18 protein-coding genes and 2 rRNA genes are annotated in these 17,051 nt (G+C 63.1%); 10 read left to right on the top strand and 10 right to left on the bottom strand.

What is annotated here, in order from left to right:
• The first annotated feature begins 41 nt into the window (after positions 1-41).
• Positions 42-485, top strand: a complete 444-nt coding sequence (gene slyA / locus HOP51_RS05510; RefSeq protein WP_234272961.1) for a transcriptional regulator SlyA — start codon at positions 42-44, stop codon at positions 483-485.
• Between the two features lie 23 nt (positions 486-508).
• Here slyA and HOP51_RS05505 read toward each other — a convergent pair whose 3' ends face one another.
• Positions 509-1,045, bottom strand: coding sequence for a preprotein translocase subunit YajC (locus tag HOP51_RS05505; protein WP_234272960.1), 537 nt, complete (start codon positions 1,043-1,045; stop codon positions 509-511).
• A gap of 99 nt (positions 1,046-1,144) precedes the next feature.
• Between HOP51_RS05505 and HOP51_RS05500 the strand changes: the two genes are divergently transcribed.
• Positions 1,145-1,597, top strand: coding sequence for a universal stress protein (locus tag HOP51_RS05500; protein WP_234272959.1), 453 nt, complete (start codon positions 1,145-1,147; stop codon positions 1,595-1,597).
• Positions 1,598-1,811: 214 nt separating this feature from the next.
• Here the strand turns inward: HOP51_RS05500 and HOP51_RS05495 are convergent, their stop codons facing one another.
• Positions 1,812-3,737 carry an ATP-binding cassette domain-containing protein gene (locus HOP51_RS05495; protein ID WP_234272958.1) on the bottom strand — a complete coding sequence of 642 codons (1,926 nt, stop codon included), beginning with the start codon at positions 3,735-3,737 and terminating at the stop codon, positions 1,812-1,814.
• A 144-nt stretch (positions 3,738-3,881) separates the two neighbouring features.
• Here HOP51_RS05495 and HOP51_RS05490 point away from each other — a divergent pair, with 144 nt between their 5' ends.
• Both HOP51_RS05490 and HOP51_RS05485 read left to right on the top strand, forming a co-directional pair.
• Entirely contained in the window at positions 3,882-4,805 is a 924-nt protein-coding gene (locus tag HOP51_RS05490; RefSeq protein ID WP_234272957.1) for a TatD family hydrolase, read from the top strand.
• A gap of 1 nt (position 4,806) precedes the next feature.
• Entirely contained in the window at positions 4,807-5,283 is a 477-nt protein-coding gene (locus HOP51_RS05485) for a hypothetical protein (protein WP_234272956.1), read from the top strand.
• Here the strand turns inward: HOP51_RS05485 and HOP51_RS05480 are convergent.
• On the bottom strand, positions 5,269-6,357 hold the full coding sequence (locus tag HOP51_RS05480) for an ACP S-malonyltransferase (RefSeq protein WP_234272955.1): 1,089 nt from the start codon (positions 6,355-6,357) through the stop codon (positions 5,269-5,271). The genes HOP51_RS05485 and HOP51_RS05480 overlap by 15 nt on opposite strands.
• Positions 6,354-8,585, bottom strand: coding sequence for a thiamine pyrophosphate-dependent enzyme (locus HOP51_RS05475; RefSeq protein WP_234272954.1), 2,232 nt, complete (start codon positions 8,583-8,585; stop codon positions 6,354-6,356). Before HOP51_RS05475 ends, HOP51_RS05480 begins: the two co-directional genes overlap by 4 nt.
• A gap of 101 nt (positions 8,586-8,686) precedes the next feature.
• Here HOP51_RS05475 and HOP51_RS05470 point away from each other — a divergent pair, with 101 nt between their 5' ends.
• Positions 8,687-9,538 (top strand): LysR family transcriptional regulator, encoded by an 852-nt coding sequence (locus HOP51_RS05470; protein ID WP_234272953.1) that lies wholly within the window; start codon positions 8,687-8,689, stop codon positions 9,536-9,538.
• Here HOP51_RS05470 and HOP51_RS05465 read toward each other — a convergent pair.
• Positions 9,496-10,080 carry an elongation factor P hydroxylase gene (locus HOP51_RS05465; RefSeq protein ID WP_338073034.1) on the bottom strand — a complete coding sequence of 195 codons (585 nt, stop codon included), beginning with the start codon at positions 10,078-10,080 and terminating at the stop codon, positions 9,496-9,498. The genes HOP51_RS05470 and HOP51_RS05465 overlap by 43 nt on opposite strands.
• 132 nt (positions 10,081-10,212) lie before the next feature.
• Here HOP51_RS05465 and HOP51_RS05460 point away from each other — a divergent pair, with 132 nt between their 5' ends.
• The 3 genes from HOP51_RS05460 to HOP51_RS05450 all read left to right on the top strand — a co-directional run bounded on the left by HOP51_RS05460 (position 10,213) and on the right by HOP51_RS05450 (position 12,749).
• Positions 10,213-11,661 (top strand): MATE family efflux transporter, encoded by a 1,449-nt coding sequence (locus tag HOP51_RS05460; RefSeq protein ID WP_234272951.1) that lies wholly within the window; start codon positions 10,213-10,215, stop codon positions 11,659-11,661.
• Between the two features lie 5 nt (positions 11,662-11,666).
• Positions 11,667-11,900 carry a hypothetical protein gene (locus HOP51_RS05455; protein ID WP_234272950.1) on the top strand — a complete coding sequence of 78 codons (234 nt, stop codon included), beginning with the start codon at positions 11,667-11,669 and terminating at the stop codon, positions 11,898-11,900.
• A gap of 135 nt (positions 11,901-12,035) precedes the next feature.
• Positions 12,036-12,749: a hypothetical protein gene (locus HOP51_RS05450; protein ID WP_234272949.1), complete on the top strand. Its 714-nt coding sequence runs from the start codon at positions 12,036-12,038 to the stop codon at positions 12,747-12,749.
• Positions 12,750-12,782: 33 nt separating this feature from the next.
• Here the strand turns inward: HOP51_RS05450 and tusA are convergent, their stop codons facing one another.
• Positions 12,783-13,040 carry a sulfurtransferase TusA gene (gene tusA / locus HOP51_RS05445; RefSeq protein WP_234272948.1) on the bottom strand — a complete coding sequence of 86 codons (258 nt, stop codon included), beginning with the start codon at positions 13,038-13,040 and terminating at the stop codon, positions 12,783-12,785.
• 29 nt (positions 13,041-13,069) lie between these two features.
• On the opposite strand from tusA, the gene HOP51_RS05440 reads away from it, so the two are divergent.
• Positions 13,070-13,357 carry an antibiotic biosynthesis monooxygenase family protein gene (locus HOP51_RS05440; RefSeq protein WP_234272947.1) on the top strand — a complete coding sequence of 96 codons (288 nt, stop codon included), beginning with the start codon at positions 13,070-13,072 and terminating at the stop codon, positions 13,355-13,357.
• 16 nt (positions 13,358-13,373) lie between these two features.
• Here HOP51_RS05440 and rlmM read toward each other — a convergent pair whose 3' ends face one another.
• Complete coding sequence (rlmM, locus tag HOP51_RS05435; protein WP_234272946.1) at positions 13,374-14,459, bottom strand: 23S rRNA (cytidine(2498)-2'-O)-methyltransferase RlmM; 1,086 nt, start codon at positions 14,457-14,459, stop codon at positions 13,374-13,376.
• A 356-nt stretch (positions 14,460-14,815) separates the two neighbouring features.
• On the opposite strand from rlmM, the gene gdhA reads away from it, so the two are divergent.
• Positions 14,816-16,168 (top strand): NADP-specific glutamate dehydrogenase, encoded by a 1,353-nt coding sequence (gene gdhA, locus HOP51_RS05430; RefSeq protein ID WP_234272945.1) that lies wholly within the window; start codon positions 14,816-14,818, stop codon positions 16,166-16,168.
• Between the two features lie 104 nt (positions 16,169-16,272).
• On the opposite strand, the gene sugE is transcribed toward gdhA, so the two are convergent.
• The 3 genes from sugE to HOP51_RS05415 all read right to left on the bottom strand — a co-directional run.
• Positions 16,273-16,587 carry a quaternary ammonium compound efflux SMR transporter SugE gene (sugE, locus tag HOP51_RS05425; protein ID WP_234272944.1) on the bottom strand — a complete coding sequence of 105 codons (315 nt, stop codon included), beginning with the start codon at positions 16,585-16,587 and terminating at the stop codon, positions 16,273-16,275.
• Between the two features lie 141 nt (positions 16,588-16,728).
• Positions 16,729-16,844: ribosomal RNA gene (gene rrf / locus HOP51_RS05420) — 5S ribosomal RNA — on the bottom strand.
• A 109-nt stretch (positions 16,845-16,953) separates the two neighbouring features.
• Positions 16,954-17,051 (bottom strand): 23S ribosomal RNA (locus HOP51_RS05415); the annotation flags it as partial.

Here is a 17,051-nt window from a genome sequence, read left to right as displayed (position 1 = left end):
GTCCGGACAATTCGGCAAATTCAACGATTAAGCGGAGTCCCATGCACCAGAACATTGGCTTCCGACTGTCCCGTCTGCCTCGCCTGTGGCGTGCCATCATCGACCGGCGTCTCGCTCCGCTAGGCCTGACGCAGACGCGCTGGATCACGCTATACCATCTATGGCGGCTTGGCGACGGCCAGCCCCAGTGCGACTTGGCCCGTGCGATCGGCGTCGAGGCGCCATCCCTGGTCCGCACCCTCGACCAGCTTTCAGAGCAAGGGCTGATCGAACGCTGTCCCTGCGACCAGGATAGACGCACCAAGCGAGTCTTCCTGACCGCAGCGGCGGATCCCCTGCTGGAGCAGATCGATGAGGTGGTCACTCAGGCCAGGCGCGAAATGCTGGCCGGCCTGAGTGAAGAAGAGGTGCAGCGACTCGATGCGCTGCTGGAACATATCGAGAACAACGGACTGGAGATCCAGGCCAGGGAGAGCGAAGGCTGAGGCTGCCCAGCGCTTTCACGACACTAGTCGCGAGGCGCGCTTTCGCCGAAGACTCGCCTTCCCCCGATATGCTCGGCATGGCCGGCCAGAGAGGCGCGCAACTGGCGGAAGTCCTCGGTGTAGGTGAGAAAGCGTTCGGCAGTTTGTGATTCCCACCACCACAGGGTAATCGCCGATTCGCTGGACTCGAGGACCAGCGCATCCTGAGGCAGACGCATCAGAATTGCCTCGAGCGCATTACGCGCCGCCTCGGGCAGAGGACGCAAAGGCTCGACCCGCCAACGCCAGTCAGCCACGTAGGGCTTGAGCACATCGCTGGCCTCGCTAGCCCGTACCAAGAGGAATCTTGGTCCCGGCGCATCGCCCGGATACGTCCAGCGGTAACCTGGCATGGCGGTCTCGACGCCGTGCAGCGGGGGCTTTTCCAGTACCACCCTCACCCCTGCCTTGGCCGCCGCGTTGCGCAGCGGCACGATGCGACGCTGCCTGACGCTGGGCTTGAGCCACATCACTGGCGAGATCATCAGCAACAGTGCCACCAATATGACCAACCAGACCATCTGGTTTCTCCTGATTCTTGACGCAAGTCGTTGTCTTGGCTCATCAGCCGTCCTAGAGTGAAGGCATATCGATCACGTGCCGTTACGCAGGAGTCCGAAATGAGCAACGAATACCGCCATATCCTGGTCGCCGTCGACCTGACCAAGGATTCCCACAAGGTGCTCGAGCGTGCCATGCAGATCGCCGAGCGCAACCAGGCTAAACTGTCTATCCTGCACACCCTCGAGCCGCTGGGTTTTGCCTATGGCGGAGATATCCCCATGGACCTTACCAGTATCCAGGATCAGTTGGACGAGCACGCCAAGCAGCGTCTGGCCGAGATAGCCGATCCACACGTGGCCAAGGAGAACCAGCACGTACTGGTCGGCATGCCCGACACCGAGATCCACCGCTTTGCCGAGGAGAACGGCGTCGATCTGATCGTGGTCGGCTCCCATGGCCGGCACGGCTTCGCCCTGCTGCTCGGCTCCACCTCCACCGGCGTACTGCACGGTGCCCAGTGCGACGTTCTCGCCGTACGGGTAGGGCAGAAGGGCGAAAGCGCCGAGTAGCGGAAACCCTGTTTATCTACTGCGCTCGACGACCCACAGGGAGGTGGGAAGTGCGTTGGTTCGTCGGGAACGAACCTAGCCTTCTGGCTGCCGGCGGTGCCGATACGTCGGACCGTCGCTATCCTCATGTAGCAGGCGGTAGCTCCACTCCGGCGGCAGCCAGCCTATCTTTGCTCGCAACGATAAACAGCGCTTCCTATCGAATTTTTGTTTATTACTCCCCTGCGGCGAGGGCCTCCAACTCCATCCACCGTTCCATGGCGGCGTCGAGTTCGGCCTGCTTGTCACTCATGGCCTGCAGCACCTCGGATACCACCCCAGCATCCTGCTGGTAGAAAGCCGGGTCACCCACCCTGGCTTCATACTCCGCCACCTCGACCTCGAGCCTCTCGATCTCTGCCGGTAGGGCATCGAGTTCCCGCTGTAGCTTGTAGGAGAGCTTGGCGGGTCGTTTCGCGGCCGGCGCCGCCGCAGCGGTGGCAGACTTCGGCTTCTTCTCCGTTTTGGCAGTGGGCTCGGCCTGCTGGCGGGCAGCACCTTCCCAAGGCGCTGGTGGCAGTGTCCCGCCCTGGCGCACCCAGTCGCTGTAGCCACCGACGTATTCACGCACCACACCGTCACCTTCGAAGGCCAGCACGCCGGTTACCACGTTGTCCATGAAGGCACGGTCGTGCGAGACCAGCAGCAACGTGCCGTCGAAATCGAGCAGCAGCTCCTCGAGCAATTCCAGGGTCTCGACATCGAGATCGTTGGTCGGCTCGTCGAGCACCAGCACGTTGGCCGGCTGGGTGAAAAGCCGCGCCAACAGCAGGCGGTTGGATTCTCCGCCGGAGAGCGCCTTGACCGGCTGACGCGCCCGCTCCGGAGTGAACAGGAAGTCCTGCAGGTAGCTGATGACGTGCTTGTCCTTGCCGCCCACGCTGATCCTGTCGCTGCCCTGGGCCACGTTGTCGTAGACGCTCTTCTCCGGCTCCAGCCCCGCGCGCAGTTGGTCGAAGTAGGCCACCTTGATATTGGTGCCCAGCCTTACCGTACCTTCGCTGGGCTCGAGTTCGCCGAGCAGGATCTTGAGCAGCGTGGTCTTGCCGGCACCGTTGCGCCCGATCAGGCCGATGCGGTCGCCACGCTGGATCTCGAGCGAAAGGTCGCGAACGATCGTCTCGTCGCCGAAACGGTGGGTCACGCCGACGAGTTCCACCACCCGCTTGCCGCTGCGCTCGCCGCTGTCGATGCCGAAACTGGCGCGGCCCTGTACGTCACGCCGCTGGCTGCGTTCGCGCCGCAGCTGCTCGAGCGCGCGAACCCGGCCCTCATTACGCGTACGCCGCGCCTTGATGCCCTGCCGGATCCACGCTTCTTCCTGGGCCAGTTTCTTGTCGAACTCAGCGTTCTCGCGCGCCTCCACCTCGAGTTCATGGGCCTTCTGCTGCTGGTATTTGGCGTAGTCGCCTGGATAGCGTCCTAGTCGGCCGCGATCGAGCTCGAGGATCGTCGTCGCCAGCTTCGACAGGAAGGCACGGTCGTGGGTGATGAACAGCACCGCTCCGTTGAAATCGAGCAGTTGTTCCTCGAGCCAGGCGATGGTGTCGAGATCGAGATGGTTGGTGGGCTCGTCGAGCAGCAGCAGGTCGGGCTCGGCCACCAGTGCCCGGGCCAACGCCACACGCCGGCGCCAGCCTCCCGAGAGCGAACTCATCAGGTCGTCGGCCGGCAGTCCCAGGCGCGTCAGTACCACGTCGATGCGCTGATGGAAGGACCAGCCATCGATGGCTTCGAGTCGGCTCTGCAGGGTCGCCATGCGCTTCATGTCGGGATCGGCGGCCTGCACCAGGCGATGGTATTCGGCCAACAGTTCGCCCGCCTGGGGCAGCCCTTGGGCCACCACGTCGAAGATGGTCTGGCCGGAAGCCGCCGGCAGGTCCTGCTCCAGCACGCCGATCTTCAGCCCGGGCGCGCGCCAGATGCTGCCGTCGTCGGGCAGGATATCGCCGGCCACCAGCTTGAGCAGGGTCGACTTGCCGGTGCCATTGCGCCCCACCAATGCCAACCGTTCTCCTTTCTCCAGCACCAGATCGGCCCCATCGAGCAGTACATGGGTGCCATAGGCCAATTGCAAGCGTTCCAGACGTAGCAGGGTCACGCAGTTACCTCTTCGATCGTTCGGGCTAGGGGCCTGCCGGATTGGGCACGCCCCGCGGCGACGCCGGGACCTCATGACAAATCCGCGTCGATCCGGCAGGCGCCTAGTGTAACGCATGGCTGGCCCGCCGTGGCTTTGGTTACAATGCGCGTGAACCAGCAGAGGAGCCTCCCCTTGGCCGACATCGACGCCACCTTCGACGAGTTTCTGCCCGAGGCGTTGCGCTTTTGCGCTCCCGCCCCACTGGTGGACATCGGCGCCAACCTGACCCATGACAGCTTCGGCCGCGATCTCGAAGCGGTACTGGGTCGTGCGCGGGCGGCCAACGTGGCGACCTTGATCGTGACCGGCACCGACCGCGCCCATGCCGAGCAGGCCGTGGAGCTGGCCCAGCGCTATCCTGGGCTGCACGCCACGGCCGGCGTACACCCCCACGATGCCAGTCGCTGGGACGCCTCCCTGGCCGCTGCCATGCGGGAGTTGCATCAACGCCCCGAGGTCGTGGCCGTGGGTGAGTGCGGGCTCGACTTCAACCGCAACTTCTCCACGCCGGCCGAGCAGGAGCGTGCCTTCGAGGCCCAGTTGGGGTTTGCCGCAGAGAGCGGCAAGCCGCTGTTCCTGCACGAGCGCGACGCCGGACCACGCATGCGCGAAATGCTGCGGGCCTGGCGCGACGATATCGCTGATGCCGTGGTGCACTGTTTCACCGCCGACCGCGACACTCTCTACGGCTACCTCGACCTGGACCTGCACATCGGCCTGACAGGGTGGATCTGCGACGAGCGCCGCGGTCATCACCTACGCGAATTGGTGGGAGCAATCCCCCTCGAGAGATTGATGGTGGAAACCGACTGTCCCTACCTGCTGCCACGCGATTTACCTGCCAGAATCAAGGGCAGACGCAATGAGCCTGCACTGCTGCCGTGGATCGTACGCGAGATCGCCCACTGGCGAGACACTGACGAAGCGGAACTGGCTCGCGCCACCAGCGATACCGCTCGACGCTTCTTTCGCTTGCCGCAGGCAGGCGAAGATCAGGACAATGGCCGCCCCCAACAGGAGCCGTGAAATGGTCGAAATACCCGGATTCATCGCCGTTGAGACCGGCGACGACAGCGATCTACCGCTGGCCATTGCCTGGGTGCTGCCCGATGGACGCATCAAGCACACCCTGATCCAGCCCGACGACGAGTGGCTCGATGACGAATTCAACGAGCTCAACGGCTACAGCCTGGAGGAGCTGCACAACTTCGGCGCGAGTCCTCTGGACGTGATCCGTGAACTCGAGAGTGACCACTTCAACGCTACGCTGTTCACTGCGGGTATCAGCGGCGATGAAGCCGCCCTGGCACGCCTGTTCGACACCTACGGCATCGATCCCTTCATCGAGCTGGCTCCCGCCGACAGTCTCTATCCCGAGCTGTCTGCCGGCGAATGGAGCCGGGCACGCAACGAGTTGTTCGGTGAAATGGGGCTCGAACCGCTACGGCCCGAGCACGAGGTCGAGGTGATGCTGCGCCTGCACGAGCGCCTAGCCGTGAGCTGATGCTCCCTCGGCCGTCAGTCGGTCACGCTGTTCGGAAATGCCCATGCACAGCAGGCGTGGCTCCTGCTGTTGGCCGGCCTGAAAGCTGGCCTTGTCTTTCCAACCCTGCCAGCCGATCTGAATCAGCGTCTGTGCCGTGCCCCCGCCCAGCGTCGCCCCGGGGCCGGGTATGACGATACGGTCGGGCGCGAACTCACGCACGCCGACCTTCACTGCCGTAGTGAAATCGTAGGGGGCGACCAGCTGTTCGCCCAGGGTGTAATCCCACAGCGCCTGCGGATCAGTGCTCCAGGGCGTCCAGATGTGACCGCGACCGTCGATCATCGGCACTTCGGGAGCGCGGAACGGCTCGGCACCAAGCCGCCGACGCGCCTCGCGTTTCACTCCTTCCTGAAGAGGCGTATGAAAGGCGGCGTGCTGGTGCAGCCGCAGCGGGTATCGCTCGCGCGCCGGCAGCCGCTCGGTCAGACGCGAAAGCCCCGTCTCGTTGCCACCGAAGACCAACATGCCACCGAGGTCGATCGAGAGATAAAGCTCGGCCTCTTCACCGCCATGGATACGCTCGGCCAATGCCAGTAACTCCTGGCGCAGAGCCCAGTCCGGCCGCCATGATTCATCGACCCAGGGATAGATGACCTGGCCGCCGGCCAGGCGCTCCTGCATCAGCCATCCCATGGTGCCGATCAGTTGCAGCGTCTCGTCGGGCTCCAGGGCGCCGGCGGCCGCCAGGGCGATGTACCAGCCCATGGAGTTGCCGGTCACTGCCACGACCTCGTAGCGCTCCCGGTCGATCGACAGCAGGTCGGCCCAGGCGCAGGCATAGATCAACGGCGAGGCGTGCTCGCCCCGCCCATGCAGGCCCTGGCGGAAAGGCGTCTCGCCGTCCAACTCAGAGAGCGTCGGCAGCTCGGCCTCGCGGCGCATGGCATCGAAGCGCCCCAGCCACTCGCTGCCGCCCGCCAGCCGGTTCAGGGTTCCCCACTCCGCAGCATTGTAGGTGCCACGGCCGGGACAGACGATCAGTATGCGCTCGCGAGCCGATTCGCCGCTCATCTTGCTGTCGCTGCGGTTCATGCTTCACCACTCCCTGCCGTGACCTTGCCCGTACCCGCCGCCTTCGCGGCCATCTCACCGTGCTGCCCGGGGGCCACTAGGCGTCGCCCCTGCGCCACGATCGCCTCCACCGAGGGCAACGTGACCGTGGCTGCCCGCCCCAGGGGAATGAAGCTGTCCTCGGCCGTCAGCCGGTGCAGCCTGCCGCTCGCCATACCACGCTCCACCAGGCCTGCGATCAGCTCCTCGCTGGGCGAACCGCTGCGCCGGCACTCGTCGACGACCAGTATCTGGGTACAGTCGGCGACCAGGCGATGCACGGCGTCATGATCGATGGCGGTCAGCCAGCGCAGATCGACGATGCGCAGCGCCACGCCGTCGGCTTCCAACCTGGCGGCAGCCTGCCGCGACAGATAGACGCCGTTGCCGTAGGTGACGATGGCAAGCTCACGGCCCTCGCCCCATACACCAAGCTCGCCCACGCCCAATCGATGCTCGGGCCCGGGATCGGCAAAACACCACCGCTGGTCGCCCTCCTCGAACAGGTCGCGGGTGTGGTAGAGCGCGATCGGTTCGATCACTACCACCACGCGCTGCTCCTCGTCAGCCAGACGCACGGCCTCCTGCAGCAGGCCCACGGCGTCGGCGGCGTTCGATGGGCAGGCCACCAGCAGCCCGGGAATGTCGCGCAGCACGGCGATGGCATTGTCGTTGTGGAAATGCCCGCCGAAGCCCTTCTGATAGCCGAGCCCGGCGATGCGCACCACCATGGGGTTGGTGTACTGACCGTTGGAGAAGAAGCTGAGCGTGGCCGCCTCGCCACGCAACTGGTCCTCGGCGTTATGCAGGTAGGCCAGGAACTGGATCTCTAGGATCGGCACCAAGCCGTTCTGACCCAGACCGATGCCGAGCCCGAGGATGCTCTGCTCGTCAAGTAGGGTGTCGATCACCCGATGCGGCCCGAACTGCGCCTGCAGGCGCTGGGTAACGCCGTACACGCCCCCCTTGCGGCCGATGTCCTCGCCCGCCATCACCAAGTGCGGATAGCGGGTCATCAAGCGCTGTAGTGCCTGGTTGAGCAGCTTGGCCATGGGTGCTGGAGTCGCGTCCACCTCGCCCTGCCAGGGCCGTGCACGCCCCGGCCTTGATGGCGGCACGATGCTCGCCATGACCTCGCCGGCCGCCTGCAGCTTGGGCCGGCGAATCGCCTCCTCGGCGACATGCGCGACCCGCTCGGCCACCGAGCGGTAGAGTGCTTCGATGGCGTCGCGCCCGAGCACACCGTGGCGCTGGAGCAGCCCTGCCGTGACCAGTAGCGGATCGCGCGCCTCGTCGGCCTTGATCCGGGCAGGCGTCATATAGGCCTGTTGGGCATCGGAGCCGGCATGGCCGTAGAGCCGCACGCAGCGCATGTGCAGGAAGACCGGCTGTTTGCGACACCGCGCGATGCGCTCGGCTTCTCTGGCCGCCCGCCAGGTATCGAGCAAGTCGAGACCGTCGCAGGCGAGATAGTGAAATCCAGGACGCGAGCGCATGCTGGCTTCGATCCAGCCGTCCGGCGTGGGCGTGGAAATGCCGATGCCGTTGTCCTCGCACACCATCACCAAGGGCATCGGCGCACCCTGGTAGGCGGCCCAGCCGGCAGCGTTGAACGCCCCCTGTGCGGTGGAGTGGTTGAACGAAGCGTCGCCGAAACTGCAGATCGCCACGCTATCGACAGGCCACTCGCCAGCGCCACCCAACCGCCGCCACAGGCCGAGACTGTAGCTCGCTCCTACGGCCTTGGGCAGGTGCGAGGCGATGGTGCTGGTCTGGGGCGGTATGTGCAGCGTCTTCGAGCCCAGTACCTTGTGCCGCCCGCCGGAGATCGGATCCTCCGCCGAGGCAGCGAAGCTCAGCAGCAGATCCCATAGTGGAGTCTGCCCCGGCACCGCTCGGCTGCGCTGGATAAGAAAGGCCGCGTCGCGATAGTGCAGGAAGGCTGGGTCGGTGGCACGAAAGGCACGCGCAATGGCGGCGTTGCCCTCGTGACCCGCGCTGCCGATGGTGTAGAAGGCCTCGCTCCGACCCTGCAGGCGCCGGGCGTGCAGGTCCAGGTGACGACTCATCAGCTGGGTTTCGAACAGCTCGGCCAGACTGGAGGGAGTGAGCCCGACCTCGTCGAGTTGCCACTCCCGTTGTGGTATGGGCCAGTCGCCGTTGCGTAGCGCAGCGTAGAATCGCTGCTCCTGAGGAAGAGGTTCGAGCACGGTACAGGCTCCCGGGGCTGCCAAGGTAATGGTTACAGCCTAGCGTGCCCGACAGACAAAGCGATAATATCGATATCCTGCCCCAGATATAGGCATAGATTATGGATGTGCGAAGTCTGCGCTACTTCATCGCCGCCTACGAGGGCGGTTCGATTAGCGCCGCCGCCCGGCGCTGCCACGTGGCGCAACCCTCCATCTCGACCGCACTGGTGCAGTTGGAGGAGCGGCTGGGCACGCCGCTGTTCGAACGTCACCGTCGCGGCATCACGCCAACCGAAGAGGGACACCGGCTCTATCCACTGGCCCGCCAGGTCAGCGAGGACCTCGACGCCATCAGCCGCCTGTTTCGCACTCCGGCGCCCCCGACACCGGTTCGCCTGGGATTGATGCGCTCCCTTGGCGCCAACCGCATGACCGCCCTGCTCAAGGAGTACATCGGCCAGGGCGACAACCTGGCACTGACCCTGGTCAATCCGGAGGAGCGCTGCGATGCGCGCATCATCGGCGAACAGGACCTGTCGCCCGGCGAAGCCTTCCAGCCGATCTGGCACGATAGCTATCTCCTCGCGCTGCCCAGCGGGCACCCGCTGGGCCTGAAGGGCACTGTCTCGCTGGCCGACCTCGACGGATTGCCGTTCATCTGGCGCCACCCTTGCGCCGCCATGCAGCAGTTGGCCACGGCGCTCAGCGATGCTGGCGTGCGCTGCCAGGTGCGAGCACGCCTGCGCACCATCGAATATACCCTGGGGCTGGTAGCGGCCGGGGTCGGCGCCTCGCTGGTGCCGGCCTGGCCTGAGATCCTCGCTCACCCGGACGTGCAGAGCCGTCCCATTGCCGAGCTCGAGATTCGCCAGACCATCGGCGTCGCCTACCCGGCACGCCAGGCGATGCCGGCACTGGCCCCACTGCTTCAGCTCGGTAGAGCGGCGTGGGAAGCTCGCGAGCACAGCTGATCGAGTACATGCAGCCCCGCTGACAGGGCGCTCTGCATGGACTCGCCCTGTTGGTAGAAGGCCAGCAGCGCAGCGTGGAACGCGGCAGCCCGGCGCGGCAGCCCTTCCCGCTCATAGCGGGCCGCACGTTGCGCAACACGATCATGGAAGGCCTCGCGGTCGACCTCGACCTCACCGCCCAGGTTGTCGACGCTAACATGAAAGCGTAGCCCGCAAGCTCGAGAGAAAAGCATTTCCAGTGCTTGAGGCGCCACTTCGGCCTGTTCGAACCGGCGTTGCTGCTCCGCGTTGCGCCCGTCGGGCAGGTACCAGTAGCCGTAATCCTCCAGCAGGCGCCGCTGTTCACCGGCGATGCACCAATGGCTGATCTCGTGCAAGGCACTCGAGTAGAAGCCTCGCGCGAAGACCACCCGATGCCAGGGAACGACCTCATCGGCGGGCAGATAGAGCGGCTCATCCCCACCGCGAATCAGGTGGGTATTGAAATGCGGTTGGAATAGGCCGTCGAACAAGGTGATCACGTCATCGAGACGATGCGTCACGGGTTCTCCATGCATGACGAATGGCCCGCCAGTATAGGCGAGTCGTTTGCGCAGCGAAATTCACCGGGAATTGCTAACATACTTGGTTTCCTTGGCATGTGGCCAAGGCCCTGACATGCATGGAGCATCCCTTTGGCAACGTTCTTCTCCGACCTGCTGAGCGTCAGCCGCACGGAAACGCGGCCCCTGCTACGGCTGACCCTGCCAATCTGCGGCGCCCAACTGGCCCAGGCCGGCATGAGCGTCACCGACGTGATGATGACGGGCCGTGTCAGTGCCACCGACCTGGCGGCCGTTTCCGTCGGCTCCAGCCTGTGGCTGCCATTGATGCTGTTCATGACCGGTACGCTGATGGGGCTGACGCCCATCGTCGCCCAACTACTAGGAGGTGGTGCCACCGAACGCATCCGTCCCAACGTCCACCAAGCGCTGTGGGTCGCCCTGGCCCTGGGATTGCTGGCAGCACTGCTGCTATGGTTCACGGTTACGCCGATCTTCCGTCTAATGGACGTTCCCCCCGAGGTTGCCCGACGCTCGGCGGCCTATCTCTCCGCCGTCGCCTTCGGCATGCCGGGCATTGCACTGTTCCAGGCCCTGCGCGCCTTCTCCGACGGCATGAACCATACCCGTCCCTCGCTGTGGATCAGCCTGGTGGGCCTAGGCGTGAACATTCCCAGCAACTTCGTGCTGATCTACGGCGGCGATGGGCTCACTGCACTATTCGGCGACTGGCTGCCGGCCTGGGTACAAGCCCTGCCGGCTCTAGAGGCTCTGGGCTGCGGCATCGCCACTGCTCTTTCCATGTGGGTCATGTGCCTGACCATGATCCTCTATACCCGCCGCTCACGTGCCTACGGCAGCATCTCTCTGTGGCACTCGCCCACGCCTCCACGCTGGAAGCTGATTGGCGAACTGCTCTATGTGGGCGTGCCTATCGGTGTGGCGATCTTCGTCGAGGTCACGCTCTTCTCGCTGATCTCGCTGTTCATTGCCAGCCTGGGTGAAGTGACGGTAGCAGCGCATCAGGTCGCCCTGAACTACACCTCGATCCTGTTCATGCTGCCGCTGGCCCTCAGCATGGCGCTGACCGTCAGGGTTGGTAACACACTCGGGCAGGGCAAGACCGAGCGGGCACGCATGGTGGCCTGGAACGGCGTGCTGGTATCGGTGCTGATCGCCCTGCTCAACAGCACACTGCTGTGGTTCACGGCAGAGCCGGTCATGGCCCTCTACACTCACGATACGGCCGTACAACGCCTGGCCCTGTCACTGGTTCTGCTGGCCATGCTCTACCAGGTGTCCGATTCTCTTCAGGTCAACCTGGCCGGCGCCTTGCGCGGCTACAAGGATACCCGGATCATCATGGTGATTACCTTGTTCGCTTATTGGGCGGTGGGACTGGGCGGCGGCCACTGGCTGGGCACTCAAGGACTGGCAAGCTGGGGCGGACCGCTGGGAGTGCATGGCTATTGGATTGGCCTGATCGCCGGACTCACCGTAGCGGCGGTCCTGCTCAGCATACGTCTGCGGCGCAAGGCCAGGGGAGTCGCGAATGGCAGGCTGGACATCCCGCAGGATTGAAACGGTTGACCGGCACCCCGGCGCACGAGCGGCTGGAACAGCTTGAAACACTGTCTACGCGCTGGCTGGTAGCGATGGACGAACTATTCGAGAGCCATATCTCTCTTCCCGTTGCGGTCGCCGAGTATCGTCAGCGCTGGCTCTCACTGGAAAATCCGGACGCTCCCTTGCCCACCCTGCGTCGGGCCCGCCGTGAGCACCATCAGCATTGGCATATCCTGGCCGAGCGCTGTTCATGAAAAGCGTTCGTCGGGCTTAACTTGCACAGCAACTCTGTGATATTGGTGAACCGTAAGAGGTAGGAGTCGATCCCGTCAGCCTTGCCGTAGCCGTGAGCTTACCGCTCGGCCCATGCAGAATCTGGAGGGAGGAACATGGGTATGACACCGTCACCCTGCCCTGCCCGGGTCATCGACCTGGAAACGATGCGCCAGAAGCTCCAGGCCAAGCGCCGCCTGGTACGTCTCTCCCCTGAGCTCGACGGTCTCGAGATGGTCTATAGCCTGGCCTCGGACCCCGACTCCCTCTACGGCATGCCCATTCTTGCCTGGGGCCTGCGTGAGGATGGCGACGTGGTTGGCCTTGTCCCTTGGATGGAAACGCTGACCTCGTGCCACCTTCTCGATGATGCCGAACACGGCTGCTTCATAGGTTACCGCGACCCGGAAACCGAGGAGCTTCTCGAGGATCCCCCGCCACACAAGGCCTGTGAGCTGAAACATGCCGCCGCCTATTTCGACTATGAAGAAACCGGCGAGATCACCCTCATTCAGCAAATTCCCGATACCCAGGGTACCCATGCCCTATGCATCGACGACGACAGTCGCCCCTGGCAGCTCAAGCAGGTATTCGGCTGGCGCCTATACAGCGATGGCAACGTGGAAGCACTTCTGGCCGATGAAACACTCGTCGAGTCGACGCCGATCCTGCCTGGCGATGCCTGCCTTTACCCCGGCCGCAGTCGTCACAGGGTGGTCTACTTTTTTCAGCGCAGCATTGCCAATCGAATCCGCGAACAAGACCCAGGCACCCTCGAGGCTCTAGCGTTGATGGTCATCCCCTGCGCCGCGGAAGGAGCCGGCAACTGAGCGGTGGCAGTGAGTCGGCGGGCTGGCAGTACATCAGCCTAAACGGATAAAGTAGAGATATTGCCCGTCCGACTCCTGCTGCGAGATCAGCTCATGGCCAAGAAAGCTGCAAAACTTGGGCACGTCCCGAGTGGTCGCCGGATCCGTGGCGATCACCTTGAGAATCTCGCCAGGCTGCATGTCGCGCACTTTGTTGTGCATCAGCATGATGGGCTCCGGGCAGTAGAGTCCGGTCGTATCCAGCTCAGCCTGATGGGTAAAGGTGGGCTGTGAGTCGGCGGTATTCGTCATCGATCGACCTCGGCGTAGGGAGCTGCTAGATGATCAAGATCATTATCGAACGTCGTATCATGCCTGGCCTGGAGGTGGAATACGAGGAGGCGGCGCGCGAAACCATGCGTCACTCGCTTGGCGCCAGAGGGTTCGTGGGTGGAGAGACCCTGGTCGAACGCGGCCACAGCGACCGGCGTCTGATGATCGTCAAATGGCGCGACCTGAACGCCTGGAACGAATGGTACACCAGCGAAGAACGCTCCAGGGCAATGCAGCGCATTCTGCCGTTGCTGACCGAGGACGAGACCATCCGCATTTACGAACCCTCCTACTGAGAAGAGTTCGCTGTCGTCAGTCTCGCAGCCTGACATGCACCGTGACCTCTTCACGGTCGTGATAGAGATGCCGGCAGCGCAGCATCGCGCGCACACCGGCATCTGCCAGCGCATCCTCCAACTGAGTCAGGCAACGTTCGACCTCTTCCCAGCGCCGCTTCATCGGCAGCTTGAGGTTGAATACTGCCTCCCGGCACCAGCGCCGGGTCAGCCAACGCTGTACCATCGCCGTCACACGAGCCGGCTTGTCGACGATATCGCATACCAGCCAATCCAGCCGATACGGTGGCTCCCAGACAAAACCATCCTCACGTAGATGTTCGACCAGCCCTGTGGCCATCAGGTCTCCCTTCATGGGACCGTTGTCGATGGCAAAGACATGCATTCCACGATTGACCAACTGCCAGGTCCAACCCCCTGGCGCTGCCCCCAGGTCGACAGCTTGCATACCTTCGGCCAGGCGCTCATCCCACTCATCGCGGGGTATGAACTCATGCCAAGCCTCCTCTAGCTTCAAGGTCGAACGACTGGGAGCGGCCGGAGGGAAACGCAAGCGCCGTATGCCACCTGGCAGCTCGCTGCGGTTACCGGGAAAGCTCATGCCCAACTGGACACGATCGCCGTCCGTCCAGAACAGGTGCAGCCGACGCCCTGCCGCCTTTCGACGCAGAGCTCCGCGCTTACGCAGCGTCGATTCCAGCGGGCGTGTCAGTGCCTTGATCAGCCCCGCCAGGGCCTTGCCTTCGTTGGTATCGGGCGTCTCATGCCATATGGCATCGAAGCTCCAGCCACTGGCAACTACCTGCGCCACAATAGCGGAGAGCCTGTCATCTCGCACCAGGGAAAGCGGCGGCAACGCCACCAGACACTGGCGCGCAAAGACGAGCTGCTCGAAACGTAGCTCACGATGCAATTCGTTGGAGGGTCGTTCATCCTCCACGAGGAAGCGCACGTAACCCTCCTGCGGAGAAAATTCCGACCTGCCCCGCCACCCTAACAACTTGACGTGCGCCGCCACTTCAGCGGCCACATCATGCTCGAACCCTGGGCGACAATATAACAGCAGCCGATCCGGTACCACGCGCACTTCCCCTTGTGGCATTTCAGGCATTCCCTCCTGGCAGTTGCGGCCTGTCCTGCCCAACTCGACTGGCATGAGACACAGAAGCAAAAGGGGGCGTCGGGATCAATGACATCAACAACATAGGCTCCGGCAGGTTCCAGACACTAATGGTAACAGCCTCGGCAGCGGCTGTCGGCAAGAATGACCACTCAACACATCGTTTAATATTCGTCCATTAAGCCATGCTAATGATCGATGTTGGTGCATAGCTTTGGATGTTTTGAAAGCGATTTCGGCTCATATCAATGTCTAATCCTGACATAGCCTATGCGATTGCTGCATAATGGTGCATTGAATTATAGTGAGTGCACCTAATTAAACTCAGGACGCTCTCAATGACATACATCCACGACACCCTCGAAGGGTTGCGCAGGAGCAGTCCGGCCCAAGGCGAGTTCTACCAGGCCGCCGAGGAAGTACTCGAATGCCTGCGCCCCCTGCTCGAGGCCGTGCCACGTTACCACCAACACAGCATCATCGAACGCATCGTCGAGCCGGAACGCCAAATCATGTTCCGCGTTAGCTGGGTCGACGATGCCGGCAAGGTTCAGGTCAACAAGGGCTATCGCATCCAGTTCAACTCGGCACTTGGCCCTTACAAAGGCGGCCTGCGCTTTCATCCCAGCGTCAACGCCAGCATCATCAAATTCCTGGGCTTCGAACAGATCTTCAAGAATGCTCTGACCGGGCTACCCATCGGTGGCGGGAAGGGAGGCTCCAACTTCGACCCGAAGGGCAAGTCCGACGGCGAGATCATGCGCTTCTGCCAGTCGTTCATGAACGAGCTGTACCGCCACATCGGGCCGACTATCGACGTTCCCGCCGGCGACATCGGCGTGGGCGCACGGGAAATCGGCTACCTATATGGCCAGTACAAGCGCCTCACGGGCCGCTACGAAGGAGTGTTTACTGGCAAAGGGCTGAACTGGGGCGGCTCTCTTGGCCGAAAGGAAGCTACCGGCTATGGTGCAGTCTACTTTGCCCAGAACATGCTCGAAGCGCGTGGCGATAGCATTACCGGCAAGACCTGCCTGGTATCCGGCGCCGGCAATGTGGCCATCTACACGATCGAGAAGCTCTACCAACTCGGCGCCCGGCCCATTACCTGCTCGGATTCCCGCGGCACGATCCATCACCCAGAGGGGATCGACCTCGATACACTCAAGTTGCTCAAGGAGATCAAGCGCACCTCGCTGCGTGAGTATGTCGAACACCATCCCGAGGCAAGTTACATCGATGCCCAGGACTACCCGAGCGACGGCCATGCCGTATGGCGTATCGCGGGTGACGTGGCCTTCCCCAGCGCCACTCAAAACGAAGTCACCGAGGCCGATGCCATCGCCTTGCTTAATAACGGTGTGCACTGCATCAGTGAAGGCTCCAACATGTCCTCCACGGCAGCCGCCGTCGACCGCTTCCTCGAGGCCAGGGTCGCCTATGGCCCCGGCAAGGCCGCTAATGCCGGCGGTGTGGCTACCAGCCAGCTAGAGATGGCACAGAACAGCAGCATGCAGCAATGGACCTTGGAGAAAGTCGACTCCAAGCTGCAGGCCATCATGGCAGATATCCATCGTCAGTGTGCGAGCACCGCAGAGGAGTTTGGCGAGCCAACCAACCTAGTACTCGGTGCCAACATCGCCGGCTTCCGCAAGGTGGCCGATGCCATGATTGATCAAGGCGTCGTATAAGCGCCGTTCCATCTAAGTCGTCGGGCTCCCCGACGGCCGAACATGACAAAGCCCCGGTCTTCTCGACCGGGACTTTACCCATATAGGCCCTTTCTCACTACCCGCTAAGCAGCCAGCTTCAAACCCACCAGACCAGCAAGGATCAGCACCAGGCTGAGCAGCCTCAATGGCGAAGCGCTATCGCCATATATCAGAATGCCCAGCAATACCGTGCCGACCGCGCCAATCCCCACCCACATGGCGTAGGCGGTACCCACGGGCAGCACCTTCATTGCCTGTGCCAGCAGATAGAAGCTGGCCACCATGGCCAGGATCGTGAGCAAACTGGGAAGCGGCCGGGTAAAGCCCTGTGACGCTTTCAGGCCCAACGCCCACGCCACTTCGAGAAGACCGGCAACGACCAACATCAACCAGGCCATTGAGATTTCCTTCTTGAGGGTCCGAGGCCGTCCCCGGGTTGCAGTACACCACCGGGTCGTCCCGCTGGCGATCAGGGGGCGCTTTGGGAGCCCCCAAACGACGAAACCCAGCCTCTTTCGAAGCTGGGTTTCTGAAAAAATGCCTGACGATGACCTACTCTCGCATGGGGAGGCCCCACACTACCATCGGCGCTGAGCGGTTTCACTGCTGAGTTCGGCATGGGATCAGGTGGTTCCCACTCGCTATGGTCGTCAGGCGTAAACGGTTGGAATCATGCTGAGCGATACGTCTCGTCCGTTTCGCCATGTTGGCTGTCGGGCGTATCCGTCAATCGTGTGCGCGATGCGCAGACCCCTTGGGGTTATATGGTCAAGCCTCACGGGCCATTAGTACCGGTTAGCTCAACGCCTTGCAGCGCTTCCACACCCGGCCTATCAACCAGCTGGTCTCGCTGGGCCCTTCA

This window comes from Billgrantia zhangzhouensis (assembly GCF_021404465.1).
In the GTDB taxonomy this organism is placed as follows: Bacteria; Pseudomonadota; Gammaproteobacteria; order Pseudomonadales; family Halomonadaceae; genus Halomonas; species Halomonas zhangzhouensis.
The sequence above is the reverse complement of the archived record's forward strand: the minus strand, read 5'-3'. Positions and strand labels throughout refer to the sequence as shown.

Coding starts and splice junctions, on each gene's coding strand:
- HOP51_RS05485 (WP_234272956.1), top strand. CDS start 4,807: ATGGTCGAAATACCCGGATTCATCGCCGTTGAGACCGGCGACGACAGC.
- HOP51_RS05505 (WP_234272960.1), bottom strand. CDS start 1,045: ATGGTCTGGTTGGTCATATTGGTGGCACTGTTGCTGATGATCTCGCCA.
- HOP51_RS05440 (WP_234272947.1), top strand. CDS start 13,070: ATGATCAAGATCATTATCGAACGTCGTATCATGCCTGGCCTGGAGGTG.
- sugE (WP_234272944.1), bottom strand. CDS start 16,587: ATGGCCTGGTTGATGTTGGTCGTTGCCGGTCTTCTCGAAGTGGCGTGG.
- rlmM (WP_234272946.1), bottom strand. CDS start 14,459: ATGCCACAAGGGGAAGTGCGCGTGGTACCGGATCGGCTGCTGTTATAT.
- HOP51_RS05500 (WP_234272959.1), top strand. CDS start 1,145: ATGAGCAACGAATACCGCCATATCCTGGTCGCCGTCGACCTGACCAAG.
- HOP51_RS05480 (WP_234272955.1), bottom strand. CDS start 6,357: ATGAACCGCAGCGACAGCAAGATGAGCGGCGAATCGGCTCGCGAGCGC.
- tusA (WP_234272948.1), bottom strand. CDS start 13,040: ATGACGAATACCGCCGACTCACAGCCCACCTTTACCCATCAGGCTGAG.
- HOP51_RS05470 (WP_234272953.1), top strand. CDS start 8,687: ATGGATGTGCGAAGTCTGCGCTACTTCATCGCCGCCTACGAGGGCGGT.
- HOP51_RS05490 (WP_234272957.1), top strand. CDS start 3,882: ATGCGCGTGAACCAGCAGAGGAGCCTCCCCTTGGCCGACATCGACGCC.
- slyA (WP_234272961.1), top strand. CDS start 42: ATGCACCAGAACATTGGCTTCCGACTGTCCCGTCTGCCTCGCCTGTGG.
- HOP51_RS05450 (WP_234272949.1), top strand. CDS start 12,036: ATGGGTATGACACCGTCACCCTGCCCTGCCCGGGTCATCGACCTGGAA.
- gdhA (WP_234272945.1), top strand. CDS start 14,816: ATGACATACATCCACGACACCCTCGAAGGGTTGCGCAGGAGCAGTCCG.